Source organism: Agrobacterium sp. T29 (assembly GCF_006970545.1).
In the GTDB taxonomy this organism is placed as follows: Bacteria; Pseudomonadota; Alphaproteobacteria; order Rhizobiales; family Rhizobiaceae; genus Agrobacterium; species Agrobacterium leguminum.
Genome location: NZ_CP040641.1, coordinates 105,419 through 131,380 on the forward strand (window position 1 = coordinate 105,419; position 25,962 = coordinate 131,380).

The window sequence follows — 25,962 nt, forward strand, 5'->3', positions numbered from 1 at the left end:
TTGACTTATGCCGCCGTGACTGGCGGCAGCTTGAACAGCGCTTCCGGATTTTCCACCAGCGCGCGATGCCGCGTCGCCTCATCCGGCAGCCAGCCGAGTATGAGTTCCGCAAGGCGGGCATCGTCGGGATAGGCCGCCGTCTCGCGGATGGAATTATGCGGCCAGTTGGTGCCCCATACGATGCGCTCCGGCGCATGGGCGGCGATGACGCGCGAAAAGGCGGCGACGTCCTCATAGGGCCAGCTCTCGCGTGAGCTTTCGTAGACGCCGGCGAACTTGAACCAGAGATTGCCGCGGTCGATGAGTTTCAGAAGCGCCGCCATTTCCGGGCCATCGGTTTTGATGCCCTTGAAGAACTTGCCGTGGTGATCGAACACCCAGCGCGAGCGGATATTCTGAAGGCGCGGCAGGTGATCGAGCAGCGTATTGCCGTCGAATTGCACCGCCACCATCCAGTCGGCCGCATGCGCGCGCTCGTCCACGGCTTCCAGCTCGGACAGGTTTACCGCACCGCCCGGCAAATCCATGATACGCGCACCGACGGCGCCTGCGGCGGCAAGCTTTTCCATGTCCTTTTCGGTCGTGGTCGCATCGATGATGACCACCGCGCGGGCCGCCTCGCCCATTTCCGCGACACAGGCGAGTGTGTTGCCATTATCGCGCTGATGGGCGTTGCCCTGGGTGATGATGACCCGGTCGATGCCGAGCCATCGCATGAGGCTGCGATAATCCTCCGGTCCGGGCAGAGCGCCCGGCGGCAGGCCCGGTCCACCCGGCAGGGCGGGATAGTGGCGCAGATAGAGATGCATCTGCGTATCGACGGCGCCTTTCGGGAAAGCGGGCCGAGGCGCTGTGCCGCTCAGTTTTCTGACAAGTTCGCTCACGGGTCTGGCATCCTGAATTCAATCAAAGCGTCGCGGTTGATCTCGATGCCGAGGCCGGGGCCGTTCGGGATCGTGACGACGCCGTTTACCGCCTCTATCGGCTCGCTCAGCACGGCCTGCCGGAACGGATTATAGGTGCGGTCGAATTCCATGATCGGCTCGATGGGATTGACCCGCACCGGATCTGGCGTCATCGCCGCCATGAATTGCAGGGCTGCCGCAATCTGCACGCCGGTGCCCCAGACATGCGGCACGATGCGCACGCCGTGCAGCGTGGCGAGCGCCGCGATCTTCTGCGTTTCGGAAAAACCGCCGCAGCCGCAGAGATCGGGCTGGAGAATATCCACGGCGCCGGCGGAAAGCGCCTGCCACATGCCATAACGCCCGTGCCAGGTCTCGCCGCCCGCAACCGGTATCGGCTGGCCGGCCCGAACCCGGGCATAGGCATCGAGCTGTTCGGGAACCACCGGCTCCTCGAACCAGTCGATACCATAGTCGGCGGCGCGGTTGCCGAGCGCGACGGCTTCGGTGACGGTGTAGCCGTGATTGGCGTCGATCATCAGCCGCATATCCGGCCCAATCGCCTCGCGCACGGCGGCGATGACGCGGAGGTCCTCCTCGATGCCGAAGCCGATCTTGATCTTGCAGGCGTGAAAGCCGTCTGCCCGGCGCTCCGCCATCTCCGAGGCATTGTCGGAAACGCGGTCGACGCCATCGCGCTTGAAGCTGCCGGTGGCATAGGCCCGCACGCTTTCGCGCCAGCGCCCGCCGAGCAGCATCGAGATCGAAGCGCCATAATGCTTGCCCTTGATGTCCCACAGCGCGATATCGATGCCGGACAGGGCCGTGAGGCTGAGGCCGCGCTGGCCCTGATCGCGCAGGGCGTTATAAAGCACGGCCCAGATCTTTTCGGTCTCACGCGGGTCCTGGCCGATGAGCCAGCCGGAGTAAGCCTGAACCACGGCGGCGTTGGGCCGCGCCGGGCCGAGGCATTCGCCCCAGCCGACGGTTCCGTCGTCGCATTCGATTTCCACCAGAATATGGGCGCGGCGATCAAAACGCATGGATGCGCTTTCGAACGGCGTGTCCAGGCAATGTTCGAGCAGATGCGTGCGCACCGCTGTGATCTTCATGGCTCCCCTCCCGCTTGTCTCGATCAGGCCTCCAAATCAGGCTTTGCGCTTGTGCGTGCCGATCAAGGCGTCGAGCATGCCGATTTCCTCATTGGTCAGGTCCTTCAGCGGCGCGCGCACCGGACCGGCATTGAAGCCCTGCAGGCGAACGCCGGCCTTGACGGCGGAGACGGCATAACCCTTGGCGCGGTTGCGGATCGCCATGAACGGATAGAAGAATTCCGTCAGGATACGCTCGCAGGTGGCGCGTTCGCCGGCGCGCAAGGCGGCGTAGAATTCATTGGCAAGGCCCGGCACGAAGTTGAAGACAGCCGAGGAATAGGTGGTGAAACCGGCGCCGAGATAGGCTTCGGCAAACAGTTCCGCCGTCGGCATGCCACCGAGATACATCAGGCGGTCGCCCATCTTGGCGGTGATCTGGCGAACGAGACCGATATCGCCGGTGCCGTCCTTGAAGCCGACGAGGTTCGGGCATTCGTCGCAGAGACGCGCCAGCGTATCGGCCTGCAGCACGGAATTGTCACGGTTATAAACCATGACGCCGATACCGACCGACTGACACACCTTCTTGATGTGGGCGTAAAGGCCTTCCTGCGGCGCATCGATGAGATAATGCGGCAGAAGCAGGATGCCGTCCGCGCCGACCTTTTCGACCGAGCGGGCGATATCGACGGCTATCTCGGTGCCGTAACCGCAGCCGGAAACGATGGCGGTTTCACCGGCCACATCCTTGGCGGCGGAAACGATGGTCGGAATTTCATCCGGCTTCAGCGAGAAGAACTCGCCCGTGCCGCCAGCGGCAAACAGCACCGGCGCCTTGTAACCGGCAAGCCATTCGACATGCGCCCTGTAACTGTCCTGAGCGAAACGGCCCTCGGAATCGAAATGGGTGACCGGGAAAGACAACAGGCCGGAGCCGAGCGCCGCCTTGATTTGTTCAGGGTTCATGTTTGGTATTCCTTTGCAAATTCATTGACTGGAAGCCACCTAACCCGGTTGCCGCATACTTGTCAACAATTCATCATACATCTTGTATGATGAATTGTTGAAATCTGTAATAGATCAGCGCGCCAGCCAGCCGCCATCGACATTGAGAATGGCGCCATGCACATAATCCGCCGCCGGCGAGGCAAGGAAAACCGCCGCCCCGGCTATGTCGTCGGAATGGCCCCAGCGGCCGGCCGGAATACGCTCGAGAATGGCCTTGTTACGGGCCGCATCCGCACGCAGCGCCTCGGTATTGTTGGTTTCGATGTAGCCGGGCGCAATCGCATTCACATTGATGCCCTTTGCCGCCCACTCATTCGCCAGTAGCTTGGTAAGGCCCGCGACGCCATGTTTCGCCGCCGTATAGGACGGCACGCGAATGCCGCCCTGAAAGGAGAGGAGCGAAGCGATATTGACCACCTTGCCGGACCGGCTTTTCGCCAGCAACTCTTTCGCAAAAGCCTGGGTGGTGAAAAACAGCGCCTTGAGATTGACGTCCATCACCTCGTCCCAGTCGAGTTCGGAAAACTCGACGGAATCGGCACGGCGGATGATGCCGGCATTGTTGACGAGAATATCGAAACCGGCGCCGGCAAAACTGTCCTTCGCCGCCAGCGGATCGGCAAAATCGATAGACAATGCGCTGGCCTTGCCGCCGTCCCTGGCGATCATCTCCAGCGTTTCATCCGGCGCGCGGCGGGCGGCGCAGACCACCTCCGCGCCGGCAGCGGCGAGCCCCACCGCAATTGCCTGGCCAAGCCCTGTATTCGCGCCGGTGACGAGCGCCTTACGCCCCTGAAGCGAAAAGGGATTCTTCATTTCAGATCTCCCGGCTGGATGAAGTCCATGTCGGTGTAATCGACATTGTCTCCCGCCATGGCCCAGATGAAGGTGTAAGAACCGATGCCGGCACCGGAATGGATGGACCAGGGCGGGGAAATCGCACCCTCTTCATTCGAAATGAACAGATGCCGGGTTTCCTGCGGCTCACCCATCAGATGCAGCACGCGCGACTTCTCATCCATGCCGAAATAGAGATAGGCTTCCATGCGGCGGTCGTGAATATGGGATGGAATGGTGTTCCAGACGGAACCGTCCTCCAGCGTGGTATACCCCAGCACCAGCTGGCAGCTTTCCATGACCAGCGGATGGATGAACTGGTTGATGGTGCGCTTGTTGGAGGTTTCGGTCGCGCCGAGCTTGACCTCCTTGCTATTGGCCAGCGTCACGAGCTTCGCCGGCAGGCTGCGATGCGCCGGGCAGGAGGTGATGTAGAATCGCCCTGCCCCGTCAAAGGTCACCGCGCCGCTGCCTGCACCGAGATAAAGCACGTCGCCGCGATTGAGGGTGTAAGTCTCGCCGCCGGCGCTGACCGTGCCGGTCTCGCCGATATTAACGATGCCCATCTCACGCCGGTCGAGGAAGGACGGCGTTTTGGTTTCTTCCACCTTGTCCAGCGTCAGCGGCGCACCGTTCGGCACCGCGCCGCCCATCACGAAGCGGTCATAATGGGTATAGATCAGCCTGATTTCGCCGGAACGAAACATGTCGTTGGCGAGGAAATGCCGGCGGAGCCCTTCGGTATCCAGCGTTTTTGCATATTCCGGGTTCACGGCCTGCCTTGTTTCGACGGTCAACATCAAACTCATCCTTCATGATTGTTGCGTATGGCACATAATATATGTTATCCGCTTTTTGTACGATCTGTATGACAAGGTCAAGAGGCATAGGCATATCTCGACCACGCCAGGGACGTGCAACGCTGAGGGAGAATGGCAATGAAACGGCTTCTTGTTACCGGTGCTGCGGGCCAGCTTGGCCGCGTTATGCGCAAACGCCTTGCATCGATGGCCGAGACCATTCGCCTTGCCGATCTCGCCCCGCTCGATCCGGCAGGCCCGAATGAGGAATGCATGCAATGCGACCTTGCGGATGCAGACGCAGTGGATGCCATGGTTGCCGGTTGCGACGGCATCGTCCACCTCGGCGGCATATCGGTGGAGAAGCCTTTCGAACAAATCCTTCAGGGCAACATCATCGGGCTTTATAATCTCTACGAGGCAGCCCGCGCCCACGGCCAGCCGCGAATTGTTTTCGCCAGTTCCAACCATACGATCGGCTATTATCCCCAGACCGAACGGCTTGGTCCCGACGTTCCCTTCCGCCCGGACGGCCTCTACGGCGTTTCCAAATGTTTCGGCGAAAACCTCGCCCGCCTGTATTTCGAGAAATTCGGACAGGAGACGGCGCTTGTGCGCATCGGCTCCTGCACGCCGGAACCCAACAATTACCGCATGCTGTCCACATGGTTCTCGCATGACGATTTCGTCTCGCTGATCGAAGCGGCGTTCCGCGCACCCGTTCTCGGCTGCCCGGTCGTCTGGGGGGCCTCCGACAACGATGCGAGCTGGTGGGACAATTCGCATCTCGGCTTTCTTGGATGGAAACCGAAGGACAATGCCGAGACCTTCCGGGAGCACATCGCCCGGACAGCTCCCAAACCGGACCCGAGTGACGCGGTAGTCCGCTTTCAGGGTGGCGTGTTTGTCGACAACCCGATCTTCAAGGAGACGTGAAATGTCGCACGGACCTTTCCCGCTAAAAAGGCGGGATTGCATGCCAGGCCGCGAATGACGTATCGAGGAACGGTGCACGCAACCGACATTTTTTAGAACGGCGACCAAGATGACAAAAGCGACAAGCTCCGAACCGGCAGCTCCACAAGGCAGAACGCTTGTGGTGAAGGTTTCGGAGGAACTCCGCAGCCAGATCGCCAAGGGCCGTTACAAGACGGGCGAACGCCTGCCGTCCGAAGCGCAGATGACGCAGGAATTCGGTGTCAGCCGTACCGTGGTGCGGGAGGCGATCGCTTCGCTGCGATCCGACGGTCTGGTCGAGCCGCGTCAGGGCGCGGGTGTTTTCGTACTGGAACCAGCCCCCACTGAGCGGCGTCCCTTCCACAATGTCGATCTTGCGCGCGTCTCGTCGCTGATCGAAATGCTGGAATTGCGCACCGCCGTTGAAGGTGACGCCGCCGGTCTTGCCGCCATTCGCCGTTCGCCGGCGCAGGAGGAAAAGATCATTGAGGCCTTCGATGCCTTCCGCGCCAGCGCCACCAAGGGCGTGCCGACGGCGGAGGCCGATTTCGCCTTCCATCTCGCCATTGCCGAAGCGACCAACAATCCCCGCTTCAGCGAATTTCTGCAGGTGCTCGGCCCCACCCTCATTCCGCGCCGCGCCGTGGCCGAAAACGGCACGGAAACCGTGCTTTCGCCCGCCGATCTCGCCCGGCTCGTCGGTGAACATGAAGCGATCCTGATCGCGATACAGGACGGCGACGAGGAGGCGGCGCGCAGCGCCATGCGCAGCCACCTGAAAAGCAGCCAGACGCGTTATCGCTCCATGCTGCGCGCGCCGCGCTGAGACTACCTGTTTAAACCGCATTGCATGACTGAGGAGAACGATATGCAGCAGCTTCCGACCTTCCCCACCGTTTCCCCCGACGATGGCGTGGAGCGCACCGTGCTTTCCGAAGCGCCGGAACTGATGGTGGTCTCCTTCCGCTTCAAGACCGGCGCCGAAGGCAGGCTGCACAGCCATCCGCATGTGCAATCCACCTATGTCGCCAGCGGCAGCTTCCGCTTTTACCGCGACGGTGAGGCCTACGACCTTCAGAAGGGCGATAGCCTCGTCATTCCCGGCCATATCGAGCATGGCTGCCTGTGTCTGGAAGAGGGCGAGCTGATTGACTGCTTTACCCCGCGCCGCGACGATTTCCTCTGATGCGGCGCTCAGTCCGCCGATAAATCCCGCAGGGTGCGCGGCAGGCTGTTCATGCATTCCGCGCCGGAGGAGGTGACGAGGAACTGGTCCTCGATCATCAGCGCGCCGAGCCCTTCGCCATAAAACGGCGCTTCGAGCGCCACGACCATGCCGGGAAGAATGATTTCCGGATTGTCATGGGAAAAGAACGGCCACTCCTCGATGCCCACGCCACCGCCGACGGAATGGCCGAAATGGCCGCGATAATATTCGCTGAAACCTTGCCCGCGCATCGAGGCCAGCATGGCGGCGTGCACAGCACCGAATGTATTGCCGGGACGAAGCGCTTCCAGCCCACGGGCAAAGGCCACTTCCAGCGCGCTGAAAACATCGGCGGCCAGCGGCGAGACCGGCCCCCACGAAAAACTCCGCGCGCCATCCGATGAATAACCGTCGACCAGCGTGCCGACATCGGCCTTGATAAGCGCACCCGGCGTAACAACCGCCGCCATATCCGACAAAGCGGGCCCGACGGATATGTAGTCCCAATGGCCGCTCAGCGAAAACCCGGATTTCGCGGCATGGGCCTGTGCGCCGGCCTTCCAGGCGGCAGAAAGCCCGCCGAGTGCAGCGCCGGGCCTGACGGCAGCGGCCATCGCGACCAGCCCGGCCTCCGCAGCCGCTGCCGCGCGCCTCAGAAGCTCGATCTCACGCTCGGATTTCACGGCGCGCAGACGGCGCAGCACGGCCGATCCGTCAACCCAGTCCACATCGGGCAGCGCCTGACGCAGCGCCAGAAAATCGGCGGCGGGCATGAATTCGAGGTCTGCGCCAATGCGCGCCGCCGAAAGCCCGCGCTCCCGCAGCAGGTCGGCCAGCAGGCCGAAACAGGCGGCGCGATCGAACGTCTCCGGCCTCGGGCCACCGGAATTGTTGCGGCGATAGGCATCGTCCACCTGCGGGACGGTTTCGACGCCCGACAGATCGACCATATCGATCCAGATGCGATGGCAGCGCAGATCGATCTCCGGCGCGGCCTTCCTGACGAGCGGAGCGGCATGATCGCTGACGATGGCCGCCAGCCCCGCCCCGGCATCGGCCGGCACCAGCGCAATTGCCGAACCCGCCCTGCCCCACATGGTCGCGACGCCGGCATGGGCGCCGACCGCATAACGGAAGGCCTCGGGCTGGAACAGCACCAGCGCGTCGATGCCCGCTTCCCGCATCAGCTGCTGGGCACGGCTTCGGTCGATATCGCTCATGGGAACCCCGGTGATTGTTTGGCTGCGGTGTTTCGCTGCAGGTTTATGGACCTACGCTTTAGCAGTCGCCGGGAGAGGAATGAAGGTGGAAGATGACATCTCCACCCCGAAGATCGTTAGTACGAGCGAGCGGTTACCGCCTGTTTCTTCTCCCCGCCGGGGAGAAGTCCGCGGCAGCGGGATGAGGGGGCGACGTTAGCGATAGACCGACAGCTTGCCCCCTCATCCGACCCTTCGGGCCACCTTCTCCCCGGCGGGGGGAAGAAACGGGCGGCAAGGTCTTGCCCAATGTCGTTGAGACGGCGGATAGATCCGCCGTCTCATTACCTTTCACGCCTCCAGCCACTTTACCTGCTCATCCGTCAGCGCAATATCCAGCGCCGAAAGACTATCCTCCAGCTCCGCAATCGTGCGCGGCCCGATCAGCGGGATGACCGGGAAAGGCTGGGCGATGACATAAGCGAGCGCGATATGGATCGGGTGCCGCCCAAGTTTTTGCGCAAGCTCGATCGCCCGGTCGCGGCGCACGAAATTGCGGTCGGAATACCAGACGCGGACGATTTCCTCATCGTCATGCTTGTCGCGCCCTGCCCGGTCGGTGAAGAAACCGCGCCCCTGGCTGGACCAGGCGAAATTGGGGATCTGGCGCGATTGCAGCCATGCCTTCCACTCGTCGTCTGATGCCGCAACGCAGCCTGCCCAGATGGGATCGAGCATTTCGGCAAGCGAGAAATTGTTGGAAAGCGCGCCGGGCGCCTGCTTGCCGTTCTTTTGCGCGTAAGCCGCGGCCTCATCCATGCGCTCGCGCGTCCAGTTCGAGCCGCCGAAAATGCCGCGAATGCGCCCGCGCCGGACTTCGGCATCCATGGCATCGACGAACTCGCCGACCGGAACATCCAGATTATCGCGATGCATGAAATAGGCATCGACATAATCCGTTTTCAGCCGCTCAAGCGACTGATCGAGCTGCTTTGCGATCATATCAGGATAGCAGAGCGGCGAATGTGCGCCCTTGCCGATCAGCACGATCTCTTCGCGCGGCACGTTGCGGCTGGTGTGCCAGTCGCCGAAGATCGTCTCCGTCCTGCCTGCGCCATAGACATAGGCCGTATCGAAGAGATTGCCGCCCGCCTCGTAAAAGGCATCCAGCGTCAGGGATGCGGAAGCGAAATTGGGGAAGAATTCGAAACCGAGCGCGACCACGGAAGCGGGTTTGGCAAGGCCCGGAATCTGCCGCTTCGGCACTGCGTTTCCGGCCACGACCTTGCCGCCGGCAATATTGGCAACGCGGGACGTTGCTTTTTCAATGCTGTATTCGAGCCCGACGGAAGCCCGCCATTGATCCATGACACGCAGATTGCCGAGGCTGTCCGCCCAAGCCATACCGGGTGCATCGAATTCCTTTTTACCCTGCCGGATCGCCTCGCCAGCCGCGTCGACCTCGAAGGAATAAAGCCAGCGATCCTCCGGCAGCTCGATGGTTTCCACCTTGTCGCCCCTGATGATATCGATCCGGCCGGTGCCGCCCTTGTGGCCGGCGGCGAACCAGAAATCCTTGACCTCGATACGGCCCTCCGAGCCGATGATGCGCAGCACATTGTCCTGCGCCGCCATGATCGAGCATGAGACTTCGGCGACGATGCCGTTTGCGAATTTCAGCACCGCCGAGGCCCATTCATCGACGCCCGACTGGCCGAGATGCGCCGCACCCGCAACCTTTTCCGGCTCGGCAAAGGGTTTGCCCTCCACGGCGCCGGCAATCATCCGCACCATGGAAACCGGATAACCGCCGACATCGAGAATGCCGCCGCCCGCCATTTCATTGGCGAAAAGCCGGTGATCGGCCCGGAACGAGCCCATGTTGAAACCGAAGCTGGAGCGGATGATGCGGATATCGCCCACCGCACGACTCTTGACCAGTTCCAGCAATTTCGCCGTCTGCGGGTGCAGGCGGTACATATAGGCTTCGCCCGCGAAGACGCCCGCCTTTTTCGCCTCGTGGAAAATGGCGTCGGCATCATAGGCGGAAAGCGCGATGGGCTTTTCCACCAGCACGTTTTTACCCGCCCGGATGGCCTTGATCGCCCATTCGGCATGGCCGGTATGGGGTGTGGCGATATAGACGGCGTCGATATCGGGATCGGCAAGCAGCGCATCGTAACCATGGATGATGCGCGCACCGGCGAAGGCCTCGGCAAGGCCGGGCTTGTCCGGATTGCGGGTGGCGATGGCCTCTAACCTGCCGGTGCGGGAATGCGCGATACCATCGGCAAAGGTTCTCGCGATGGTGCCCGGGCCGATGATGCCCCAGCGGATCGGTTGTTCGGTCGTCATGAAATCCTCGTCTTTCATATCAGTCTTGGGTGCTTGGGAAAGGGTTCAGCGCAGGCGTTCGCCCTTGCTGTCGAAAAGGAAAGCCCGGCGGGCGGAAAGGCCGACCGTCAACCGGTCGCGATTGCCGACATCCCGCGATTCCGGCCGCTCGATGATGAGCTGCTCGCCGCCTTCGGTTCGGGCATAGACATAGCTGGTATTGCCGAGATGTTCGGCGACATCGACATGAACGGTGAGATCGGCATCGCCCGCGCCCGCATCGGCAAAATGTTCGGGCCGGATGCCGAGCGAGACCCTGGCTCCCTCGTTCAAACCGGCCGTGACCGGCAGGTTCAGCCGCACCGCGGGATCGCTGTTGAGGGCGAGCGTGACGCTGTCGGCCCCACTGCCGATGATGGTAGCGTCGAGAAAATTCATCTTCGGCGACCCAACGAAACCAGCAACGAAGCGGTTGGCGGGATCGTCATAGAGATCGAGCGGCGCGCCGACCTGCTCGATATTGCCCGCGCGCAGCACAACGATCTTGTCGGCCAGCGTCATCGCCTCGGTCTGGTCATGCGTCACATAAATCATCGTGGTGCCGAGCTGCTTGTGCAGGCGCGAGATTTCCACGCGCATCTGCACCCGCAATTCGGCATCGAGGTTGGACAATGGCTCATCGAACAGGAACACCTGCGGTTCGCGCACGATCGCGCGGCCGATGGCGACGCGCTGGCGCTGGCCGCCGGACAGCTGTTTCGGCCGGCGCTCCATCAACTCGTTGATCTGCAGGATTTCGGCGGCGCGGTTGACCCGCTTTTGCGTATCCGCCTTGGGGTTGCCGTTCATTCTAAGGCCGAAGGAGAGGTTTTCGGCCACCGTCATATGCGGATAAAGCGCATAGGACTGGAACACCATGGCAATGCCGCGATCGGCCGGATCGGCATCGCTGACCGTCCTGCCGCCGATCACGATATCGCCGCCGGAAATATCTTCCAGCCCGGCGATCATTCTGAGAAGCGTGGATTTGCCACAGCCGGACGGGCCGACGAAAACGACAAATTCCCCGTCTTTCACCTCGAGATTTGCGCCATGGATCACCTCCAGCGCGCCATAACGCTTGACCACGTTGTTGAGCGAAAGTTCCGCCATGCGGCCCCCTTACTTGACTGCGCCGGCGGAAATGCCGGCGATGAAGTGGCGCTGCAAAGCCACGAAAACCACGAGGATGGGTGCGGTGAGCAGCACCGCGCCGGCCATGATGCCGCCCCATGACACCTTGGTGAGCCCGATGAGGGTGCCAAGCGCCACGGGTGCGGTCATCATTCCTGGGCGGGAATTGATGAGAAGCGGCCAGAGATAATTGTTCCACGAGGCCAGGAAGAGAATGATGGAGAGCGCCGCCATGGTGGGCCGCGCCAATGGCAGGGCGATGCGCAGGAAGATCTGCCATTCCTTGACGCCCTCCACCCTTGCCGCATCGAAAAGCTCCGTCGGCATCATCGAGAAGGATTGCCGCATGAACAAAACGCCGAGCGAGTTGAACAGCGGCGGCACGATCAGCGCGACCCAGGTGTTGGCGAGCTTGAATTCCCGTGCCACCATGATGAATTGCGGAATGACAACGACGGCAAAAGGCAAAGTGATGGTGCCGAGAATGATGGCGATCACCACCCCGCGTCCGGCAAAGCGGTAACGCGCCAGCGCCCAGCCGGCCATCGACGTCAGGAACACCGAAAGCACGGTGTAAATGACGGCGACGGTGATCGAGATGAACATGGCCCTGAGGAAATTGGTATCCGCCTGCAGGTTGTTGAAATTCTCGACGAAATTGGTGGACGGGACGAGCACGATGTCGGGGCTGAAAATGCCGTAATCCGGCATGGTCGAGAACACGAACATCATCCACAGCGGAAACAGCCAGATGATGGCAAGCGGTGTCAGCACCGCATGCAGCGCGATCTTCTGCCAGAAAAGCGATCTCGATTTCGATCTCATTTCGGCTCCCTCCCGACCCAGAGATTAAGCAGCGAAATGGCGATGGCGAGCGCCGCCATGGTGTAGGCGATGGCCGAGGCGTAACCGAAATTGAGCGAGGTGAAGCCCTGCCGGTAAAGGAACAGCCCCAGCGTTTCCGTGCCACCACCCGGCCCGCCGCGATTGGTGATGAGGAAGGGTTCGGCAAACAGCTGCATGGTGCCGATGACCGACAGGACGACGCAGAAGAGGATGATGGGTTTGAGGAGCGGCAGGGTGATGTGGAAGAACTGCTGCCGCTTGCTCACCTTGTCCAGCGTCGCCGCTTCATAGACATCGCCGGGGATGGATTGCAGGCCGGCCAGAATGATGATGGCGTTATAACCCGCCCAGCGCCAGGTGACAGCGATGATGACGAGCGCCATGGCCGCATTGGCATTGTCGAACCACGAGATGGGCGAAAGACCAACTGACGTGATGAGCTTGTTGATGATGCCGAAATCGGCGCTGAACATCAGCCGGAAGACAGCCGCATAGGCCACCTCGCCAACGACGACAGGCGCGAAAAAGGCAAAGCGGTAAAGGGGCCGCGCTTTCAGGAGCGGCGAATTCAACAGCACCGCCATGACGGTGGCGAGCGCGATCATCACGGGCACCTGAATGACCAGAATGATCAGCGTATTATAAAGCGCATTATAAAAGGCCGGATCGGAAACGAGCCGCCCCCAGTTCATGGAAGGCGCGAACCGCCATGGGTTGATGCGGGTATTCTGGAACGACAGCATGAACGAGCTGATGATCGGCCAGACCCAGAAGGTGGCGAAAATCAGGAGATAGGGCGCAAGGAACGCATAAGCGATCCTGTTCCTGGACGGCATGACGACCTCCATGTGCCGGACGGTGGGCCGGATAAATGGAAAAGCTTCAGAAAGAGCTTCCCCCGTTGAGGGGAATGCTTTTGCACAACGGTGCCGCGCGTTTCTTCTCCCCGAGGGGGAGAAGGTGGCCCGAAGGGTCGGATGAGGGGGCTAGCTCACCGGATATCGCTACCCTCGCCCCCTCATCCCGCTGCCGCGGACTTCTCCCCCTCGGGGAGAAGAAATTCGTGGCACCCGCGCGGTCCATAAACAGCCGCCGGCTTACTCCGCGACCGGCAAACCGGTGGCCGTTTCGATCTGCTTGGCCGCATCGTCAAGCGCCGCTTTCGCATCGGGATATCCGCCGGCGAAATATTTCGTCTGCGTCGCCTTGTAGATCGCATCCGCATCCGACTGGAAAGCCGTGCCCCGGCTCGGCACGATCTTCGGCAGAGTGGCGAGAATATCGGTCCACACCGCCTGCCCGCCCCAATAGGCCTGCTTCTCCTTGACGAAAGGATCATCAATGGCTGAGAGCAGCGACGGAACGAGGCCGAAGGATTTCAGCATCGTCACCTGGCCTTCATTGGTGGTCAGCGCGTAGTCGATATATTTCCACGCCGCCTCCTTGTGTTCGGATGTCGAGCTGATCGCCAGCGACGAACCACCGAGATTGGCCGCATGCGGGCCATCCGGCGTCAGGCTCGGCATCAGATAGACACCCCATTTGCCGGAAAGATCAGGAGAGCCGGAACGAACCGTACCTTCATACCAGGCGCCATACATCTGGCTGGCGGCCTTGCCGGCCGTATTGGCCTGGATTTTTTCATCCCAGATCGCCGCCGTGATGATGCCGACGTCCTTCATCTCCTTGACCTTTTCAAGGGTCGCGACACAGGCGGGCTGGTTGATGGTGATGTTCTGGCCATCGGTCGAAAAGTAACCGCATCCCTGCTCATTGGCGATCATGCGAAACCATTCGCTGTCGCCGTTGAAATCGGCCTGCGCCATGACGGTGCCGGGATTGGCGGCCATGACCTTCTTGCCGGCGGCGATGAAGTCGTCCCAGCTTTTGATGGCGGCCGGATCGACACCCGCCTTCTCATAGAAGTCGCGGCGATAGAACACCGCCACCGGACCGGAATCCCACGGAACCGCATAGGCGACGCCGTCAACCTCCAGTTCCGTGCGCTTGAAATCAGGGAAAAGCGCCTGTTTCTCAGGCGTATAGCCAAGCTCGGTCAGATTGGCGAAACAATCGGGAAACCGACTCCAGAACAGTTCCGCCTCGAAATTTTCAATGGTGACGATATCAGGAAGACCATCGCCCCCGGCGGCGCAAGCAGCCAGCGTCTTGTCAAAAACCTGATTGTTTCCAAGGTCTTCAACGACGATCTTGATATCCGGATTCTGCTTGTTGAAGCCCTCTACCGTGGATTTCAGCGCGGAAGCCGCGACATTCCAGCTCCAGATGGTGACGGTTTCTGTTTGCGCGAAAGCCGGGGCTGCGAGAAGCAGCATAGCCGTAGACGCGCCAAGAAATTTCAAGCACATTGAAAACCTCCCTTTTTCAATTGCCGTTCTTCAGCGAACATGGGCACATTAGCGGCGGCAGGAAATCTGTCTCGTAAAAAGGGAACATCGATTTGGCGGAAAGTAAGATTGCCGAAAGAGCCTTCTACCAGCCGGGTGCGAGCAGCATCGAAGGCATGCCGACGACGCTTCAGCTTTTTCACAATCATCCGCCCATCATGCTCAGGCCTCACTGGCACGCGCAGGTGGAAGTGAATTACGTGATGTCGGGATCGGTGCATTATCGCATGGGCGATCACGACCTGACGCTCGATGCCGGCCAGATGTGCATCTTCTGGGGTGGCCAGCCGCACCAGATGGACCATTCCTCCGACGATTCCTTTTACGCCGGCGCACATCTGCCGCTGGTGCACTTCTTCCGCATGCGGCTGCCCGCCACCGTCTCCAGCCTGCTGATGGGTGGTGCTACGATGGTGAGCGCTGAGACCGACCGGGCAGATGCAGAAAACTTCGGCCGCTGGTTTCGTTACGTCACTTCGGGCGAACAGGCGAAAGCCCAGCACGCGGTGGAGGAATTGCTGCTCAGGGTCGAGCGGATGTTCCTTGAACCCTACTCCGTCATATCATCCGCCGCCAATGGCAAACGCAGGGAGGATGACGAGGGCATGGCGCCCTCGATCGGCGTGGTGCGCATGTGCGACTTCATCGCCGCCAATTTTCTCGACGATATCGACGCGACGGAAATTGCCCGTGCCGCCTCGCTGCATCCGAAATATGCGATGAACCTGTTCCGCAAATCCACCGGCATGACGCTGATCAAATATCTGACCCTGCTGCGGCTTTCGCGCGCGCAAGCGATGCTGATGACCGGCAAGGACAATATCCTGCAGATCGCCATGGAAAGCGGCTTCGGCTCCGTCAGCGCCTTCAACAAGGCGTTCCGCCAAATCGCCGGCATGTCGCCTTCCGATTTCCGCCGCGACATGCGGGCGACTGCGGCTTAGGGTACCCTCATTCCTGTGCTCGTCACAGGAATCCAGCCGACGCGCGTCTGCGCGGCGAAAAGAGTCCTTCCAGCCCAAGGACTTGGTCTGGCTGGATCCCTGTGATGAGCACAGGGATGAGGGTGAGTGAGCACCCTAACCCTAACCACCCATCTCTTCAAAATCGGAAAAAGCAGCGCTGCGCTGCCGCGCCGCCTGCCGATAGGCCCTTGGTGAACTGCCCAGCATTCGCCGGAACATGGTGGTGAAAGCCGGGATGTTTTCATAACCGGCATCCAACGCCACATTCGTCACCGCTTCGCCGGCCGCCAGTCTCGGCAGGGAGGCGAAGATACAGGCCTGCTGGCGCCAGGTGACGAAACTCACCCCCAGTTCGTTGCGGAACAGCCGCGTAAAAGAACGCCGGCTGATGCCCATGGCCGCCGCCCAGTCATCGATCTCCACCCGCGCCACCGGCTTTTTCAGGAAATCGCGGCACAGCGCCGCCAGACGCTGATTATCTGGAAAAGGCAGTCCGAGCGGCCTTTCCGGCAGGCGGTTGACCTCGTCCAGCAACAGCGCCCGCACAAGGCCCTGCCGGTGAAAAGCCGTCGGCTGGTGTTCTTCACCCAGCAATTCCGAAATCAGGCTGGAGGCGAGATCGGTTATTTCCACCACGCGCGGTGCGCCCGCATGAAACAGGTCCGGATGGACGTAGATCGAATGCATCTCCACCGTCGAGATGGTTTCCGCCTCATGTTGCAGCCCGGCGGGAATGAGCAATCCATGACCGGGCGGTATCATCCAGCGACCATCCGCAGTGCTGACAAGCACGACGCCCTGACGGGCGCACCAGATCTGCACGCGGCTATGGCTGTGGGGCGGCGTCCGGTGCCCGGTGGGGTAAACGCGGCAAAGCGCCAGCACCGGCTCATTGGTACCATCGATCAATTTCAGACTGCGTTCATGCTCGTCATGCGTCAGTCCTGAAGGCTGCCGCGATTTGATTTTAGCCATTTGGCCCACTCACAAAGAAAATCGTCCAGAACACAAATGCAGGCCAGAAACAATATGAATAAAAGCGGGAAGAAATAAAGACATGTTTCCCGTCTTCCGCCGGGAACCCGAGAGGACTTCATCATGGCCACTGTTACCAGCGCCGGCAACAGCTTCAATCCGCAACGCACGGCGTTTTCGATCATCGCAGCCGCCAGCTTCTGCCACATGCTGAACGACATCATGCAATCGCTGCTGACGTCGCTTTATCCGCTGCTGAAGGCGAATTACGCGCTCGATTTCATGCAGATCGGCCTGCTTACCTTCGCCTTTCAGGTCACCGCCTCGCTGCTGCAGCCGGTTGTCGGCATGGTGACGGATCGCTGGCCCATGCCGTTCTCCCTGCCCGTCGCCATGCTGTCCACCTGCGCCGGCCTCATCACGCTTGCTTTTGCCCATAGTTTCGAGGTTCTGGTGATCGGCGCCTGCCTCATCGGCATCGGTTCGGCGATCTTCCATCCGGAAGCTTCCCGCGTCGCACGCCTGGCATCCGGCGGCCGTCATGGTCTGGCGCAGTCCTTCTTCCAGGTGGGTGGCAATACCGGCACGGCCATCGGCCCGCTGCTCGCCGCTTTCATCGTCATCCCGCTCGGTCAGACGAGCCTCAGCTGGTTCTCGCTGATCGCGCTCGTCGGTTTTGGCGTGCTTTCCTGGGTTGGCGTCTGGTACACCCGCCACCGCCGCGCAACGGTCGGTAAGGCCCCGGCCAGCCGCACCCTTCCCCTTGCCCGTGGCACGGTGATCATGACGCTACTGGTGCTGGTGGTTCTGACCGCCACCAAGAATGCCTATCTCGCCAGCCTGTCCAGCTACTTCACCTTCTACACCATCGACAAATTCGGTCTTGGTGTTCAGGACGCGCAGGTTCTGCTGTTCCTCTTCCTCGGGGCTTCGGCGCTCGGCGTGTTCTTCGGCGGCCCGATCGGCGACCGTTTCGGCTCACGCGTCGTCATCTGGTTCTCGATCCTCGGCGTCATCCCCTTCGCGCTGATGCTGCCCTATGCCAACCTGTTCTGGACGGCGGTTCTGGTCGTCGTCATCGGCTTCGTCTTCTCCTCCGCTTTCTCGGCCATCGTCGTGTTCGCGCAGGAACTGGTGCCGGGCCGTGTCGGCCTCATCGCCGGCATGTTCTTCGGTTTCGCCTTCGGTTTCGGCGGCATCGGCGCTGCGGTTCTGGGCGTTTATGCGGATAAGGAAGGCATCGAGTTCGTCTACCGCATCTGCTCCTACATGCCGCTGCTCGGCCTGCTCACGGTGTTCCTGCCGAAACTGCCGAGCCACCGCTAAAAGCTGAGCCTTCAACGCTTTTCAACACGGCGGTCACCTGTGATACTCAGGTGACCGCCGTGATCCGTTGAGCAAAGCCCCACCCATGCAAATCCCGATAAAATCGATCCTCGTTTTCCACGCCGCGGCAAGGGCGGGCAGCATTTCACGGGCGGCGGAAGAGTTGAGCGTCACGCCTTCGGCCGTTTCCCAGCAAATCCAGCTGCTGGAAGGCCAGCTCGGCACGACCCTGATGGCGCGAACCGGCCGCAAGGTGACGCTGACCGAAGCGGGCGAGCGGTACTTCTCGATGATCACCGCCCAGATCGAACAGATCGCGGATGCCACTGACAGCATTCGCGGTTTCCGCTCGGTCACGACATTGACGATCCGGGCGACGCCGACCATTTCCAACAAATGGCTGCTGCCGCGTCTCGGCTCGTTTCTGGAGGAGCATCCCGAACTGGAAGTGCGCCTCGACGGCACCAACGAGCCGACCGATTTTTCGCAGGAGCTTGTCGATATAGAGCTGCGCCACGGCGATGGGCGCTGGCCGGGCCTCTTCGTGGAAGGGCTGGTGGAGGAGGAATTCCTGCCGGTCTGTTCGCCGAATTATAAGGGTGCGGGTAAATTCCTGCCCGAGGAATTGCAGAACCAGCGGCTGATCCATTCGGTGAAGGCGCAGGCGCAATGGAACCACTGGTTCCCGCTGGCCGGTGTCACGGCTGAGAAGCGCTGGCGGCGGGTCCTGTTCGACCGCAGCCACATGGCCATCGATGCCGCCGTTCTCGGCATTGGCGTGGCGCTGGAAAGCACCTTGATGATGGAGCGGGAGCTGCAGGACAAGATGCTGGTGCCGGCCGTGACGGATGCGCCGCGCATCAAGCTCGTCACCCAATGGATCGTTTGCCCGCATTCCCATCTGCGGCAGAGAAAGGTGACGCTGTTTCTGGAGTGGATGCGAAAACAACGCGACGAGTGGCGTGCCCGTCGCGTTGTCTGATTTTTCAGTTCTGCTCTTCCCGTTTCAATAAAGCCCCATCAGCCGTATCGGCCCGAGCGTCAGCACCGGGAAAAGCACCAGCGCGAAGATAGCGAGCGTCAGCACCATCATTGGCGCCAGCGAACCGCGAATGACATCCTCGATCTTCATATTCGCCACCTGTGCTGCTGCAAACAGGCAGACCCCCACCGGCGGCGTCACCAGCCCGAGCGTCAGCGTCATGACAGTCACGATCAGAAAATGGATCGGATCGATGCCCAGTGCCTCGACCGGCGGCATCAGCACCGGGATGAGGATGAACATCGCCGGAATCGCTTCCATGAAGATGCCGATGATCAGCAGGAACACGAAGATGACAAGCATGCCGGTCATTGGCCCGAGATTCATAGCCTTCAGGAGATCGGCGACCTGCTCCGGCAGGCCATCGAAGGTGAAGACCCATGCAGCAAGCTGCGAGGTGGCGGCGATGAACAGGAGGGTGCCGGAAATGCGCGCCGTCGAGATCAATATTTCCGGCAGTTCGCGTACCGGCAGCGTGCGATAAACGATGACGCCGAGCACCGCTACGTAAACCACCGCGATGGCTGCAGCCTCCGTCGGCGTGAACAGGCCGCTGGCGATGCCGATGATGAGGATCAGCGGCGTCAGCATCGGCAGGATGGCACGAAGACCCGTGACGACAACCAGACGGAAATTGAACGGCGTCGGCGGATTGTAACCGTAATGCACCGAATAGAAGTGGTTAAAGACCAGAAAGGCGAAGGCGATGAAGAGGCCTGGCACCAGACCCGCGATCAGCAGCGTGCCGATGGACACGTTGGCGATGGAACCGGCAATCACGATCAGGATCGACGGCGGAATGATCGAGGAGAGCGTGGAGGCGCAAAGCGTCATGCCGACGGCATAACCCTTTGGAAATCCATGCCGCTCCATGGCCTTGATCTCGATGGCGCCGACCGAGGCGATATCGGCAACGGAGGAGCCGGAGACGCCGGAAAAGATCACCGATGAGATGACGTTGACGTGGCCGAGCCCGCCGGGAAGCCAGCCGACCATGGCCTCGGCGAAATCGAAGATACGCTCCGCCACACGCCCCCGTTCCATGACGGTGCCGACGAGGATGAACAGCGGCACGGCGACGAGGAGGAAGGAGTTCATCGACGAGAACATCGTCTGCGACAGCAGGTCCATGGGCATGGAGGTGAAGAGCCAGAGCGTGCCGACACTGGCGAGCGCCAGCGCGATGGCGAGCGGCACGCCGAGCATGCTGAGACCGAAAAAGGCGACGAGAAGAAAGACCGACATGGCTCAATGTCCTGCTGAAATGGAGATATCGGCATGGGCGATCTCATCCGCCGGCAGGCCAAGTTCGGGAAGCGCGATGAGCTCCCGGCGGCTGCGCAGCGATTCGATGATGGCCAGCACGGCGATGATGGCGGAGACCGGCAACACAATGCCGATGGTCCACATGGGGATCGGCAGGGTGGCGGCAGTCTCGTTCATCATGATCTGCTGGCGCACCAGGGTCAGACCCGTCCAGCCCATCATGCCGAAAAAGAACACCGAGGAACCGACATAGATCGGCACCGCCAGCCGCCGGAAGAAGCGGTGAAACAGCACCAGAAACACCACGACACGCGCGCTTTCAACGGTGCGGAAGCCGGCGGCAAGGCCGAGAAACACCATCCAGATGAAGAGGAAACGCGTCGCCTCCTCCGTCCAGGGAAGCGGGCTGCCGGCAAGGCGGCCGATGACCTGAAGAAGAACGACGATGAGAATGCCGGCACAGGCTGCCCCTGCGGCCACATCGGCGATGAGTTTAACGATGGTGCCGAGCACCGAAGGTTTCGTATCGTTCATGACAATACCCTTCCACTGCTGAAACCGGATATCCGGTAAAACGAATGCCACCCTGCCCTAACGGCGAGACAACCCTGCCTGACGTTCGGAAAGGCCGGATAAAAATCCGGCCTTCCCTGTGCGAAAACGTCAGTTCGTCTTGAGAAAAGCCTGCGTCTTGTCGAAGAACGCCTGATCTTTCACCAGCGCGGAGAACTTCGCCGAAAGCCCGGCCGCCACCGCCACGAAAGCCTTGCGCTCGTCGTCCGTCAGCGTGTTCACCTCCATGCCGTTCTTCTTCAGCGTTTCGAGCGACTTGTCGATATCGGCAGCGTCGTTCTGCGCCTTCCACGCTTCGGTCTCGGTGGCGGCTTCCTTCAGCGCGGTCTTGAAGTTCTCATCGAGACCTTCGAAGCGGGCCGGGTTCATTCCCAGCACCCAGGCGTCGGCGATGTGATTGCTGATCGTCAGGTACTTCTGCACTTCGTAAAGCTTGGCGCTGACCGGCACGTTGACCGGATTTTCCTGCCCATCGACGACTTTCAGCTGAAGAGCGTTATAGACTTCGGCAAAGGCCATAGGCGTCGGAGCAGCCCCCATGGCGCCGAAGAATTCGACCCAGAGCGGATTGTTCGGAACGCGCAGCTTCATGCCCTTGAGATCGGCCGGCGACTTGATCGGCGCCTTGGAATTGGTGATCTGGCGCAGCGGCCGCGACCAGAGATCGAGCCCGAGAATGCCTATTTTGCTGAGATCGGTGGAAAGTTCCTTGCCGAGATCGCTGTCGAGATAGACCCTGAGCTGGTCGATATCGCGGAACTGGTAGGGAATGGCGATGGCTGTGAACTTGGGATTGAAGGTCGCGTAAAGCGAGGTCGAATTCAACAGCATGTCCAGCGAACCACCGGCCAGCTGCTTGACGCCCGCTGAAGGGTCGCCGCCATAAAGTGTCCCGTTCGGAAACACCTTGATCTTGAGCTTGCCATCGGTCTTTTTCGAAACGATCTCGGCAAACTTGTTGGCGGCAAGCGTAATTTCGGACGTATCCGCATCGGGCGTCGAAAGTGTCAGCGTTTCCGCCTGTGCGATGGATGCCACGAGCATGGTGGCGGCCAGAGCCAGCCCGTAAAGTTTTGAAATTTTCATGTGTTCCTCCCTTTGTTGTATCTCAAACAGTTTCGAGCGTTCCTCCGAACGCATTCATGCGCTTAATCTCAAGGATCACACCGCTGTGATCAAGGTCGCCCGCGCCATGCTCGACCATGGAGCGGAACAGCCGGTCAACCTCCTCGCCGACCGGTAGTCTGAGGCCCCGGCTTCTGGCGAAGGCCAGCGCCGTGGACGTATCCTTCACCTGATATTTCGCCGGCCCGCCGGGACGGAAATCACCCTCCACCATGCGTTTTCCGTGCTGACGGAAGACGGTGGACTCTGCAAAACCGCCAAGCAAAGCCCGGCGCACCTGCGCCGGGTCGGCTCCCCCTGCTTCGACGAGGGTGAGAGCCTCGGCGACAGCGCAGATTGTCGAGGCGACGATCAGCTGGTTGGCGAGCTTGGCCAGAGAACCGCAGCCCACAGGCCCGACATGGGTGACGCGGCCGAGGCAATTGAGGAGTGGTCGCAATGCATCCACATCCTGTTGTTCGCCGCCGGCCATGATGGCGAGCGTTCCTTCGATCGCTCCTTTTTCACCACCGGATACGGGCGCATCGACATATCTGACCCCGCATGCCCTGGCCGCCTCCGCCTGTTCCATCGCGGTCTCGACGGGAATGGAACTCATGACCAGCAGAACCGCGCCGGGCTTCATGGCTGAAACGACGCCCGAGGAGCCGAGCAGAAGCTCGTTGCAGACCGGCCCGGAACTCAGCATGCAGAGCACGGCATCCGCTTCGGACACAGCATCGGCAGCCGTTGCCGCCGCCAGCACGCCCTTCTCCGCCAGAACCGCAGCTTTTTCAGCGCTGCGGTTCCAGACCTTGACGGAAAATCCGGCCTCCGCCAGACGCGCCGCCATGGGAGCACCCATGATACCCGTTCCGATAACGGCGATCCGGCGGATGTCTGCCATCGTCCCCATCCTTCAAAGCCATTGCCGGTTCAGGAAACGTACCGGCAGTTCTTCTTCGATAAGGACGGGAAACGCCTCGCGAAACCGGTCCAGATGCGGTGTTTTGAGATGATCGTCGAAAGCCTGACGGCTGTCATAGACCTCATAAAACACCACGTTGTTTCCCGTTTCCGGCCGCACCACATCGAATTGCCGGCAACCCGGTTCATCCTGAACCGAATGCCTGGCGTCATCGCGCGCGGCGTCGAGAAAGGCGTCCATCGCGTCGGGCTTCACCCGGAATTCCGCGATTACCACGAAAGCTCCCTTCGACATGTCCCGTTCTCCGCCCATCACGCGGCTGCGTCTTTTTGCGGACGGAAGCGGTTTTCCATGTCCTGACGCAGCTTCACCACATCGAGGTCGTTCACCAGCTCCACATCGTCGAAGCTGACGATCTGGTCTTTTTTGATGGCGCGCTTCAGCTTGACATTATGCGCAAGGCCAATCGGTAGCGCCTTCATATCGAGGCTGCGGGTGGCGGGAATGGCATTGGCCCAGACCGCGTAACCGCCCTCGCCGTCAAGCATCTCGCCGGGCTGCATGTCCTTCTTCGCGGTCGCAACCGCATCGCCGCGAAATTCTTTCGAGCAACCGGTGGCCTCGTTGCGCAGCACGGCGGAGAGCACGCTGATCGATGTTTCGAGACCGATAATGTGGAACGGACGCCACATGGAGGCGTACCAGCCGGATGGGTCGGTCAAGAGGCCATATTGCTTGAAGCAGGCGCGGGCATATTCATTATGCGCCTTGAAGGTGACGAAAACACCGTAGCGGATGTTGTTGAACACCTCGCGTCCATCCGGCTCCTGGCTTGCGGCAATGTCGACGAGACCGGAGCGCGCCATGCGGCCGCCATCGGCAGCGGGACGGAAGACGCGGGCGAGATCGTGCAGGCCGGCGGGCGGGAAGGCCAGACCGTCATCCGGGCAATCCAGCCCCGTGCCGTTGGCGACGGCCGCCATTTCGATGGCCGCCTTGGTGCCGTCGGTGAAGGAATTGTACATTTTCGGATTGAAGTCGCCCTTGGCCACTTCCTCGTCCGTCCAGCCGAAATAACCCCAGACCGTGTCCGGCGTCGAATAACGGTAACGCGGCTCGAAATTCATGCCCTTGCCGGCGGAGACGACCTCGAAACCGGTGGCGCGCGCCCAGTCGACCAGCTCGCAGATCAGCGCCGGCTGATCGCCATAAGCCATGGAATAGATCAGGCCCTTGGCGCGGGCCTTCTCGGCAAGGATCGGCCCGACCATCACGTCGGCTTCGACGTTGACCATGACGACGTGCTTGTTGTGGTCGATGGCGCCCAGCGCATGGCGCGCGCCGGCCAGCGGATGGCCGGTGGCCTCGATCACGCATTCGATCTCGCCGCAGGCGAAAAGCTCGTTCACGTCGTCGGTCACATAGGTCTTGCCGCTCTTCAGCGCCTCGGCGCAGCTCTTCGCATCGTAACGCTCCTTCGGCCAGCCGACGCGATCCAGCGATTCCTTCGCCTTGCCGACATTGAGGTCTGCGACCGCGACCATGTGGAAACCGGCAATGCGCTGCGCCTGCGCCAGCACCATGGAGCCGAACTTGCCCGCGCCGATGAGGCCGACCCGCACAGGCCTGCCGCCGGCTGCACGCTCTGACAGAAGAGAATAGAGATTCATGTTTTGACATCCTTCGCTGGGGAAATTGCTGGCGAGAATGTCCAGTCAGCCCGGCGAAGGCCATGCGATACCGAGGCAGCGAAGGCTTGTCCCTCGCGGCACCGATGGCATGACGATCTAACGTTCCTCCCGGATACCGGCACGCCTTTGCGCCGACTCTCGCGGTCGCCTCCCAAAGCAACCTTGAGAACAGAGTAGGAGCGTTCAAATATTAGTTCTATTTAGAAAATCAGATTCTTTGTTTAGCTTATCTAACAAATAATCAGGCCGATTTGCGCAGCATCAGATCGGCGCTGAGGAGAATGCGCTCGCGCATCCGCGTCGTGTCATCCGCCTCCTCGTCCAGCTTCTGCAACAGAAGCTCGATCGACAGCCTGCCGATCTCGTTATAATTCTGCGCCACCGTGGTAATCGGCGGGCAGGCATAACGCGACAGCGGATGATCGTCATGGCCGGCGACCCTGAGGTCGTAATCCGCACCATGGCCGACCCTGATGCCCTTCTGAAAGGCGGCGGCGATGACGCCGAAGGCGATACGGTCGTTGGCGCACAGAATGGTGCGCGAGGGCAGAGACCCCGCCCCTTCCAGCAGTCGGCCGGCCTCATCGAAAGCGAAACGCTCGAAATCCCAGGTGACAATATCCGGAACGTTGATCACCTGCGGCTCGAAACCAAGGCGCCGCATGGCCTCCTCATAGGCTGTGCGACGCGTGGCGGCATTGGTATTGACCTGCGGCATGTCGAAGAAACAGGGCGGCTCGCCCGAGCGGCAGAGATAGTCGACCATCAGCCCGACGCTCTGGCGGTTGTCGGTGCCGACAAAGGCCGAGGTCTCGTCGAGCGGCGAATCGACATAAACGATCGGAATGCTGGCCGCGAGCTGCTCCAGCGTGGCGCGGTGGGATTTGACGCCGAGCGGCGCGATGATCGCGCCCGCCACATTCATCGACTTGAAGGTGCGGATGGCGCGGTCTTCGATTTCCGCCTTGCCATCCGATGACAGCACGAAAGCAAGGAAGCCCGCCTCGTTGGCGATGAGCTCGATGCGGCTCGTCAGCGCCATATAGAAGGGATCGGTGGAATTCGGGATGATGATGCCGATGATATTGGAGCGGCGGCGGTTGAGATTGACGGCGAAAATATTGGGCCTGAAGCCCGATTTCTTCAGCGCATCCTCGATGGCATCCCGCGTCTTCTTGCGGACCGAGGCCGGATCATTGAAGTATTTCGAAACAGTCGGGCGCGAAAGGCCGACGAATTCCGAAAACTCTTCCATCGTCCTGATAGATTTGGCCAAAGTGCTTGCCCCCATGAGATATTACATGTGGTACTTTATATCGACCGG

Annotated in this window: 25 protein-coding genes; 6 read left to right on the plus strand and 19 right to left on the minus strand. The window is 60.9% G+C overall.

The genetic code is table 11. The features are described from left to right. Window positions 1–5: 5 nt before the first annotated feature. The 5 genes from FGF54_RS15505 to kduI form a co-directional block, all read right to left on the minus strand. Window positions 6–884, minus strand: coding sequence for an amidohydrolase family protein (locus FGF54_RS15505; protein WP_142780326.1), 879 nt, complete (start codon window positions 882–884; stop codon window positions 6–8). Beyond that, the gene (locus tag FGF54_RS15510) at window positions 881–2,017 is read right to left on the minus strand and encodes a D-galactarolactone cycloisomerase (protein ID WP_142780327.1); all 1,137 of its coding nucleotides are present in this window, start codon (window positions 2,015–2,017) and stop codon (window positions 881–883) included. The genes FGF54_RS15505 and FGF54_RS15510 overlap by 4 nt, the downstream gene beginning before the upstream one ends. A 36-nt stretch (window positions 2,018–2,053) precedes the next feature. Then, on the minus strand, window positions 2,054–2,965 hold the full coding sequence (kdgD, locus tag FGF54_RS15515) for a 5-dehydro-4-deoxyglucarate dehydratase (RefSeq protein ID WP_003522686.1): 912 nt from the start codon (window positions 2,963–2,965) through the stop codon (window positions 2,054–2,056). A 114-nt stretch (window positions 2,966–3,079) separates the two neighbouring features. Beyond that, the gene (gene kduD, locus FGF54_RS15520; RefSeq protein ID WP_142780328.1) at window positions 3,080–3,823 is read right to left on the minus strand and encodes a 2-dehydro-3-deoxy-D-gluconate 5-dehydrogenase KduD; all 744 of its coding nucleotides are present in this window, start codon (window positions 3,821–3,823) and stop codon (window positions 3,080–3,082) included. Continuing rightward, complete coding sequence (gene kduI, locus FGF54_RS15525; RefSeq protein WP_080820777.1) at window positions 3,820–4,644, minus strand: 5-dehydro-4-deoxy-D-glucuronate isomerase; 825 nt, start codon at window positions 4,642–4,644, stop codon at window positions 3,820–3,822. Before kduI ends, kduD begins: the two co-directional genes overlap by 4 nt. Before the next feature lie 138 nt (window positions 4,645–4,782). Here kduI and FGF54_RS15530 point away from each other — a divergent pair, with 138 nt between their 5' ends. The 3 genes from FGF54_RS15530 to FGF54_RS15540 all read left to right on the plus strand — a co-directional run bounded on the left by FGF54_RS15530 (window position 4,783) and on the right by FGF54_RS15540 (window position 6,787). Continuing rightward, window positions 4,783–5,580: an NAD(P)-dependent oxidoreductase gene (locus tag FGF54_RS15530; RefSeq protein ID WP_142780329.1), complete on the plus strand. Its 798-nt coding sequence runs from the start codon at window positions 4,783–4,785 to the stop codon at window positions 5,578–5,580. Window positions 5,581–5,689: 109 nt separating this feature from the next. Further along, window positions 5,690–6,427: a FadR/GntR family transcriptional regulator gene (locus tag FGF54_RS15535; protein ID WP_020812260.1), complete on the plus strand. Its 738-nt coding sequence runs from the start codon at window positions 5,690–5,692 to the stop codon at window positions 6,425–6,427. A gap of 42 nt (window positions 6,428–6,469) precedes the next feature. After that, on the plus strand, window positions 6,470–6,787 hold the full coding sequence (locus FGF54_RS15540) for a cupin domain-containing protein (RefSeq protein WP_003522691.1): 318 nt from the start codon (window positions 6,470–6,472) through the stop codon (window positions 6,785–6,787). Window positions 6,788–6,795: 8 nt separating this feature from the next. On the opposite strand, the gene FGF54_RS15545 is transcribed toward FGF54_RS15540, so the two are convergent. The 6 genes from FGF54_RS15545 to FGF54_RS15570 form a co-directional block, all read right to left on the minus strand. Then, on the minus strand, window positions 6,796–8,028 hold the full coding sequence (locus tag FGF54_RS15545) for a Xaa-Pro peptidase family protein (RefSeq protein ID WP_142780330.1): 1,233 nt from the start codon (window positions 8,026–8,028) through the stop codon (window positions 6,796–6,798). Between the two features lie 330 nt (window positions 8,029–8,358). Further along, entirely contained in the window at window positions 8,359–10,362 is a 2,004-nt protein-coding gene (locus FGF54_RS15550; protein WP_142780331.1) for an aldo/keto reductase, read from the minus strand. A gap of 45 nt (window positions 10,363–10,407) precedes the next feature. Then, window positions 10,408–11,493 carry an ABC transporter ATP-binding protein gene (locus tag FGF54_RS15555; RefSeq protein ID WP_142780332.1) on the minus strand — a complete coding sequence of 362 codons (1,086 nt, stop codon included), beginning with the start codon at window positions 11,491–11,493 and terminating at the stop codon, window positions 10,408–10,410. Between the two features lie 9 nt (window positions 11,494–11,502). After that, on the minus strand, window positions 11,503–12,339 hold the full coding sequence (locus tag FGF54_RS15560) for a carbohydrate ABC transporter permease (protein ID WP_142780333.1): 837 nt from the start codon (window positions 12,337–12,339) through the stop codon (window positions 11,503–11,505). After that, window positions 12,336–13,196 carry a carbohydrate ABC transporter permease gene (locus tag FGF54_RS15565; protein WP_080840201.1) on the minus strand — a complete coding sequence of 287 codons (861 nt, stop codon included), beginning with the start codon at window positions 13,194–13,196 and terminating at the stop codon, window positions 12,336–12,338. Before FGF54_RS15565 ends, FGF54_RS15560 begins: the two co-directional genes overlap by 4 nt. Window positions 13,197–13,457: 261 nt before the next feature. Beyond that, on the minus strand, window positions 13,458–14,729 hold the full coding sequence (locus FGF54_RS15570; protein WP_142780334.1) for a sugar ABC transporter substrate-binding protein: 1,272 nt from the start codon (window positions 14,727–14,729) through the stop codon (window positions 13,458–13,460). A 92-nt stretch (window positions 14,730–14,821) separates the two neighbouring features. Between FGF54_RS15570 and FGF54_RS15575 the strand changes: the two genes are divergently transcribed. Beyond that, window positions 14,822–15,712, plus strand: coding sequence for a helix-turn-helix domain-containing protein (locus FGF54_RS15575; protein ID WP_080820769.1), 891 nt, complete (start codon window positions 14,822–14,824; stop codon window positions 15,710–15,712). Between the two features lie 141 nt (window positions 15,713–15,853). Here the strand turns inward: FGF54_RS15575 and FGF54_RS15585 are convergent, their stop codons facing one another. Next, window positions 15,854–16,708, minus strand: coding sequence for a helix-turn-helix domain-containing protein (locus FGF54_RS15585; protein WP_142780335.1), 855 nt, complete (start codon window positions 16,706–16,708; stop codon window positions 15,854–15,856). 123 nt (window positions 16,709–16,831) lie between these two features. Here FGF54_RS15585 and FGF54_RS15590 point away from each other — a divergent pair, with 123 nt between their 5' ends. Both FGF54_RS15590 and FGF54_RS15595 read left to right on the plus strand, forming a co-directional pair. Beyond that, the gene (locus tag FGF54_RS15590; RefSeq protein ID WP_035225678.1) at window positions 16,832–18,034 is read left to right on the plus strand and encodes an MFS transporter; all 1,203 of its coding nucleotides are present in this window, start codon (window positions 16,832–16,834) and stop codon (window positions 18,032–18,034) included. 85 nt (window positions 18,035–18,119) lie between these two features. Continuing rightward, a complete protein-coding gene (locus tag FGF54_RS15595; RefSeq protein WP_142780336.1) occupies window positions 18,120–19,016 on the plus strand; it encodes a LysR substrate-binding domain-containing protein in 897 nt (298 codons plus the stop codon). A 24-nt stretch (window positions 19,017–19,040) separates the two neighbouring features. Here FGF54_RS15595 and FGF54_RS15600 read toward each other — a convergent pair whose 3' ends face one another. From FGF54_RS15600 to FGF54_RS15630, 7 genes are all read right to left on the minus strand, one after another. Next, on the minus strand, window positions 19,041–20,321 hold the full coding sequence (locus FGF54_RS15600; RefSeq protein WP_142780337.1) for a TRAP transporter large permease: 1,281 nt from the start codon (window positions 20,319–20,321) through the stop codon (window positions 19,041–19,043). A 3-nt stretch (window positions 20,322–20,324) separates the two neighbouring features. Next, the gene (locus FGF54_RS15605; RefSeq protein WP_059757030.1) at window positions 20,325–20,876 is read right to left on the minus strand and encodes a TRAP transporter small permease; all 552 of its coding nucleotides are present in this window, start codon (window positions 20,874–20,876) and stop codon (window positions 20,325–20,327) included. Window positions 20,877–21,005: 129 nt separating this feature from the next. After that, a complete protein-coding gene (locus tag FGF54_RS15610; RefSeq protein ID WP_020812272.1) occupies window positions 21,006–22,001 on the minus strand; it encodes a DctP family TRAP transporter solute-binding subunit in 996 nt (331 codons plus the stop codon). Window positions 22,002–22,023: 22 nt separating this feature from the next. Further along, complete coding sequence (locus tag FGF54_RS15615) at window positions 22,024–22,926, minus strand: NAD(P)-dependent oxidoreductase (RefSeq protein WP_142780338.1); 903 nt, start codon at window positions 22,924–22,926, stop codon at window positions 22,024–22,026. 12 nt (window positions 22,927–22,938) lie between these two features. Beyond that, a complete protein-coding gene (locus FGF54_RS15620) occupies window positions 22,939–23,241 on the minus strand; it encodes a putative quinol monooxygenase (protein ID WP_142780339.1) in 303 nt (100 codons plus the stop codon). Between the two features lie 17 nt (window positions 23,242–23,258). Then, window positions 23,259–24,617: an NAD(P)H-dependent oxidoreductase gene (locus FGF54_RS15625; RefSeq protein WP_059757021.1), complete on the minus strand. Its 1,359-nt coding sequence runs from the start codon at window positions 24,615–24,617 to the stop codon at window positions 23,259–23,261. Window positions 24,618–24,879: 262 nt separating this feature from the next. After that, complete coding sequence (locus FGF54_RS15630) at window positions 24,880–25,893, minus strand: LacI family DNA-binding transcriptional regulator (protein ID WP_003522707.1); 1,014 nt, start codon at window positions 25,891–25,893, stop codon at window positions 24,880–24,882. Window positions 25,894–25,962 lie beyond the last annotated feature (69 nt).

What these genes read in the sequence shown, in the direction of transcription:
- kdgD (WP_003522686.1), bottom strand. Translation starts at nt 2,965, where the DNA reads ATGAACCCTGAACAAATCAAGGCGGCGCTCGGCTCCGGCCTGTTGTCT.
- kduI (WP_080820777.1), bottom strand. Translation starts at nt 4,644, where the DNA reads ATGTTGACCGTCGAAACAAGGCAGGCCGTGAACCCGGAATATGCAAAA.
- FGF54_RS15540 (WP_003522691.1), top strand. Translation starts at nt 6,470, where the DNA reads ATGCAGCAGCTTCCGACCTTCCCCACCGTTTCCCCCGACGATGGCGTG.
- FGF54_RS15610 (WP_020812272.1), bottom strand. Translation starts at nt 22,001, where the DNA reads ATGAAAATTTCAAAACTTTACGGGCTGGCTCTGGCCGCCACCATGCTC.
- FGF54_RS15625 (WP_059757021.1), bottom strand. Translation starts at nt 24,617, where the DNA reads ATGAATCTCTATTCTCTTCTGTCAGAGCGTGCAGCCGGCGGCAGGCCT.
- FGF54_RS15605 (WP_059757030.1), bottom strand. Translation starts at nt 20,876, where the DNA reads ATGAACGATACGAAACCTTCGGTGCTCGGCACCATCGTTAAACTCATC.
- FGF54_RS15570 (WP_142780334.1), bottom strand. Translation starts at nt 14,729, where the DNA reads ATGTGCTTGAAATTTCTTGGCGCGTCTACGGCTATGCTGCTTCTCGCA.
- FGF54_RS15550 (WP_142780331.1), bottom strand. Translation starts at nt 10,362, where the DNA reads ATGACGACCGAACAACCGATCCGCTGGGGCATCATCGGCCCGGGCACC.
- FGF54_RS15615 (WP_142780338.1), bottom strand. Translation starts at nt 22,926, where the DNA reads ATGGCAGACATCCGCCGGATCGCCGTTATCGGAACGGGTATCATGGGT.
- FGF54_RS15585 (WP_142780335.1), bottom strand. Translation starts at nt 16,708, where the DNA reads ATGGCTAAAATCAAATCGCGGCAGCCTTCAGGACTGACGCATGACGAG.
- FGF54_RS15600 (WP_142780337.1), bottom strand. Translation starts at nt 20,321, where the DNA reads ATGTCGGTCTTTCTTCTCGTCGCCTTTTTCGGTCTCAGCATGCTCGGC.
- kduD (WP_142780328.1), bottom strand. Translation starts at nt 3,823, where the DNA reads ATGAAGAATCCCTTTTCGCTTCAGGGGCGTAAGGCGCTCGTCACCGGC.
- FGF54_RS15620 (WP_142780339.1), bottom strand. Translation starts at nt 23,241, where the DNA reads ATGTCGAAGGGAGCTTTCGTGGTAATCGCGGAATTCCGGGTGAAGCCC.
- FGF54_RS15535 (WP_020812260.1), top strand. Translation starts at nt 5,690, where the DNA reads ATGACAAAAGCGACAAGCTCCGAACCGGCAGCTCCACAAGGCAGAACG.
- FGF54_RS15530 (WP_142780329.1), top strand. Translation starts at nt 4,783, where the DNA reads ATGAAACGGCTTCTTGTTACCGGTGCTGCGGGCCAGCTTGGCCGCGTT.
- FGF54_RS15590 (WP_035225678.1), top strand. Translation starts at nt 16,832, where the DNA reads ATGGCCACTGTTACCAGCGCCGGCAACAGCTTCAATCCGCAACGCACG.
- FGF54_RS15560 (WP_142780333.1), bottom strand. Translation starts at nt 12,339, where the DNA reads ATGAGATCGAAATCGAGATCGCTTTTCTGGCAGAAGATCGCGCTGCAT.
- FGF54_RS15595 (WP_142780336.1), top strand. Translation starts at nt 18,120, where the DNA reads ATGCAAATCCCGATAAAATCGATCCTCGTTTTCCACGCCGCGGCAAGG.
- FGF54_RS15630 (WP_003522707.1), bottom strand. Translation starts at nt 25,893, where the DNA reads ATGGAAGAGTTTTCGGAATTCGTCGGCCTTTCGCGCCCGACTGTTTCG.
- FGF54_RS15555 (WP_142780332.1), bottom strand. Translation starts at nt 11,493, where the DNA reads ATGGCGGAACTTTCGCTCAACAACGTGGTCAAGCGTTATGGCGCGCTG.
- FGF54_RS15545 (WP_142780330.1), bottom strand. Translation starts at nt 8,028, where the DNA reads ATGAGCGATATCGACCGAAGCCGTGCCCAGCAGCTGATGCGGGAAGCG.
- FGF54_RS15510 (WP_142780327.1), bottom strand. Translation starts at nt 2,017, where the DNA reads ATGAAGATCACAGCGGTGCGCACGCATCTGCTCGAACATTGCCTGGAC.
- FGF54_RS15565 (WP_080840201.1), bottom strand. Translation starts at nt 13,196, where the DNA reads ATGCCGTCCAGGAACAGGATCGCTTATGCGTTCCTTGCGCCCTATCTC.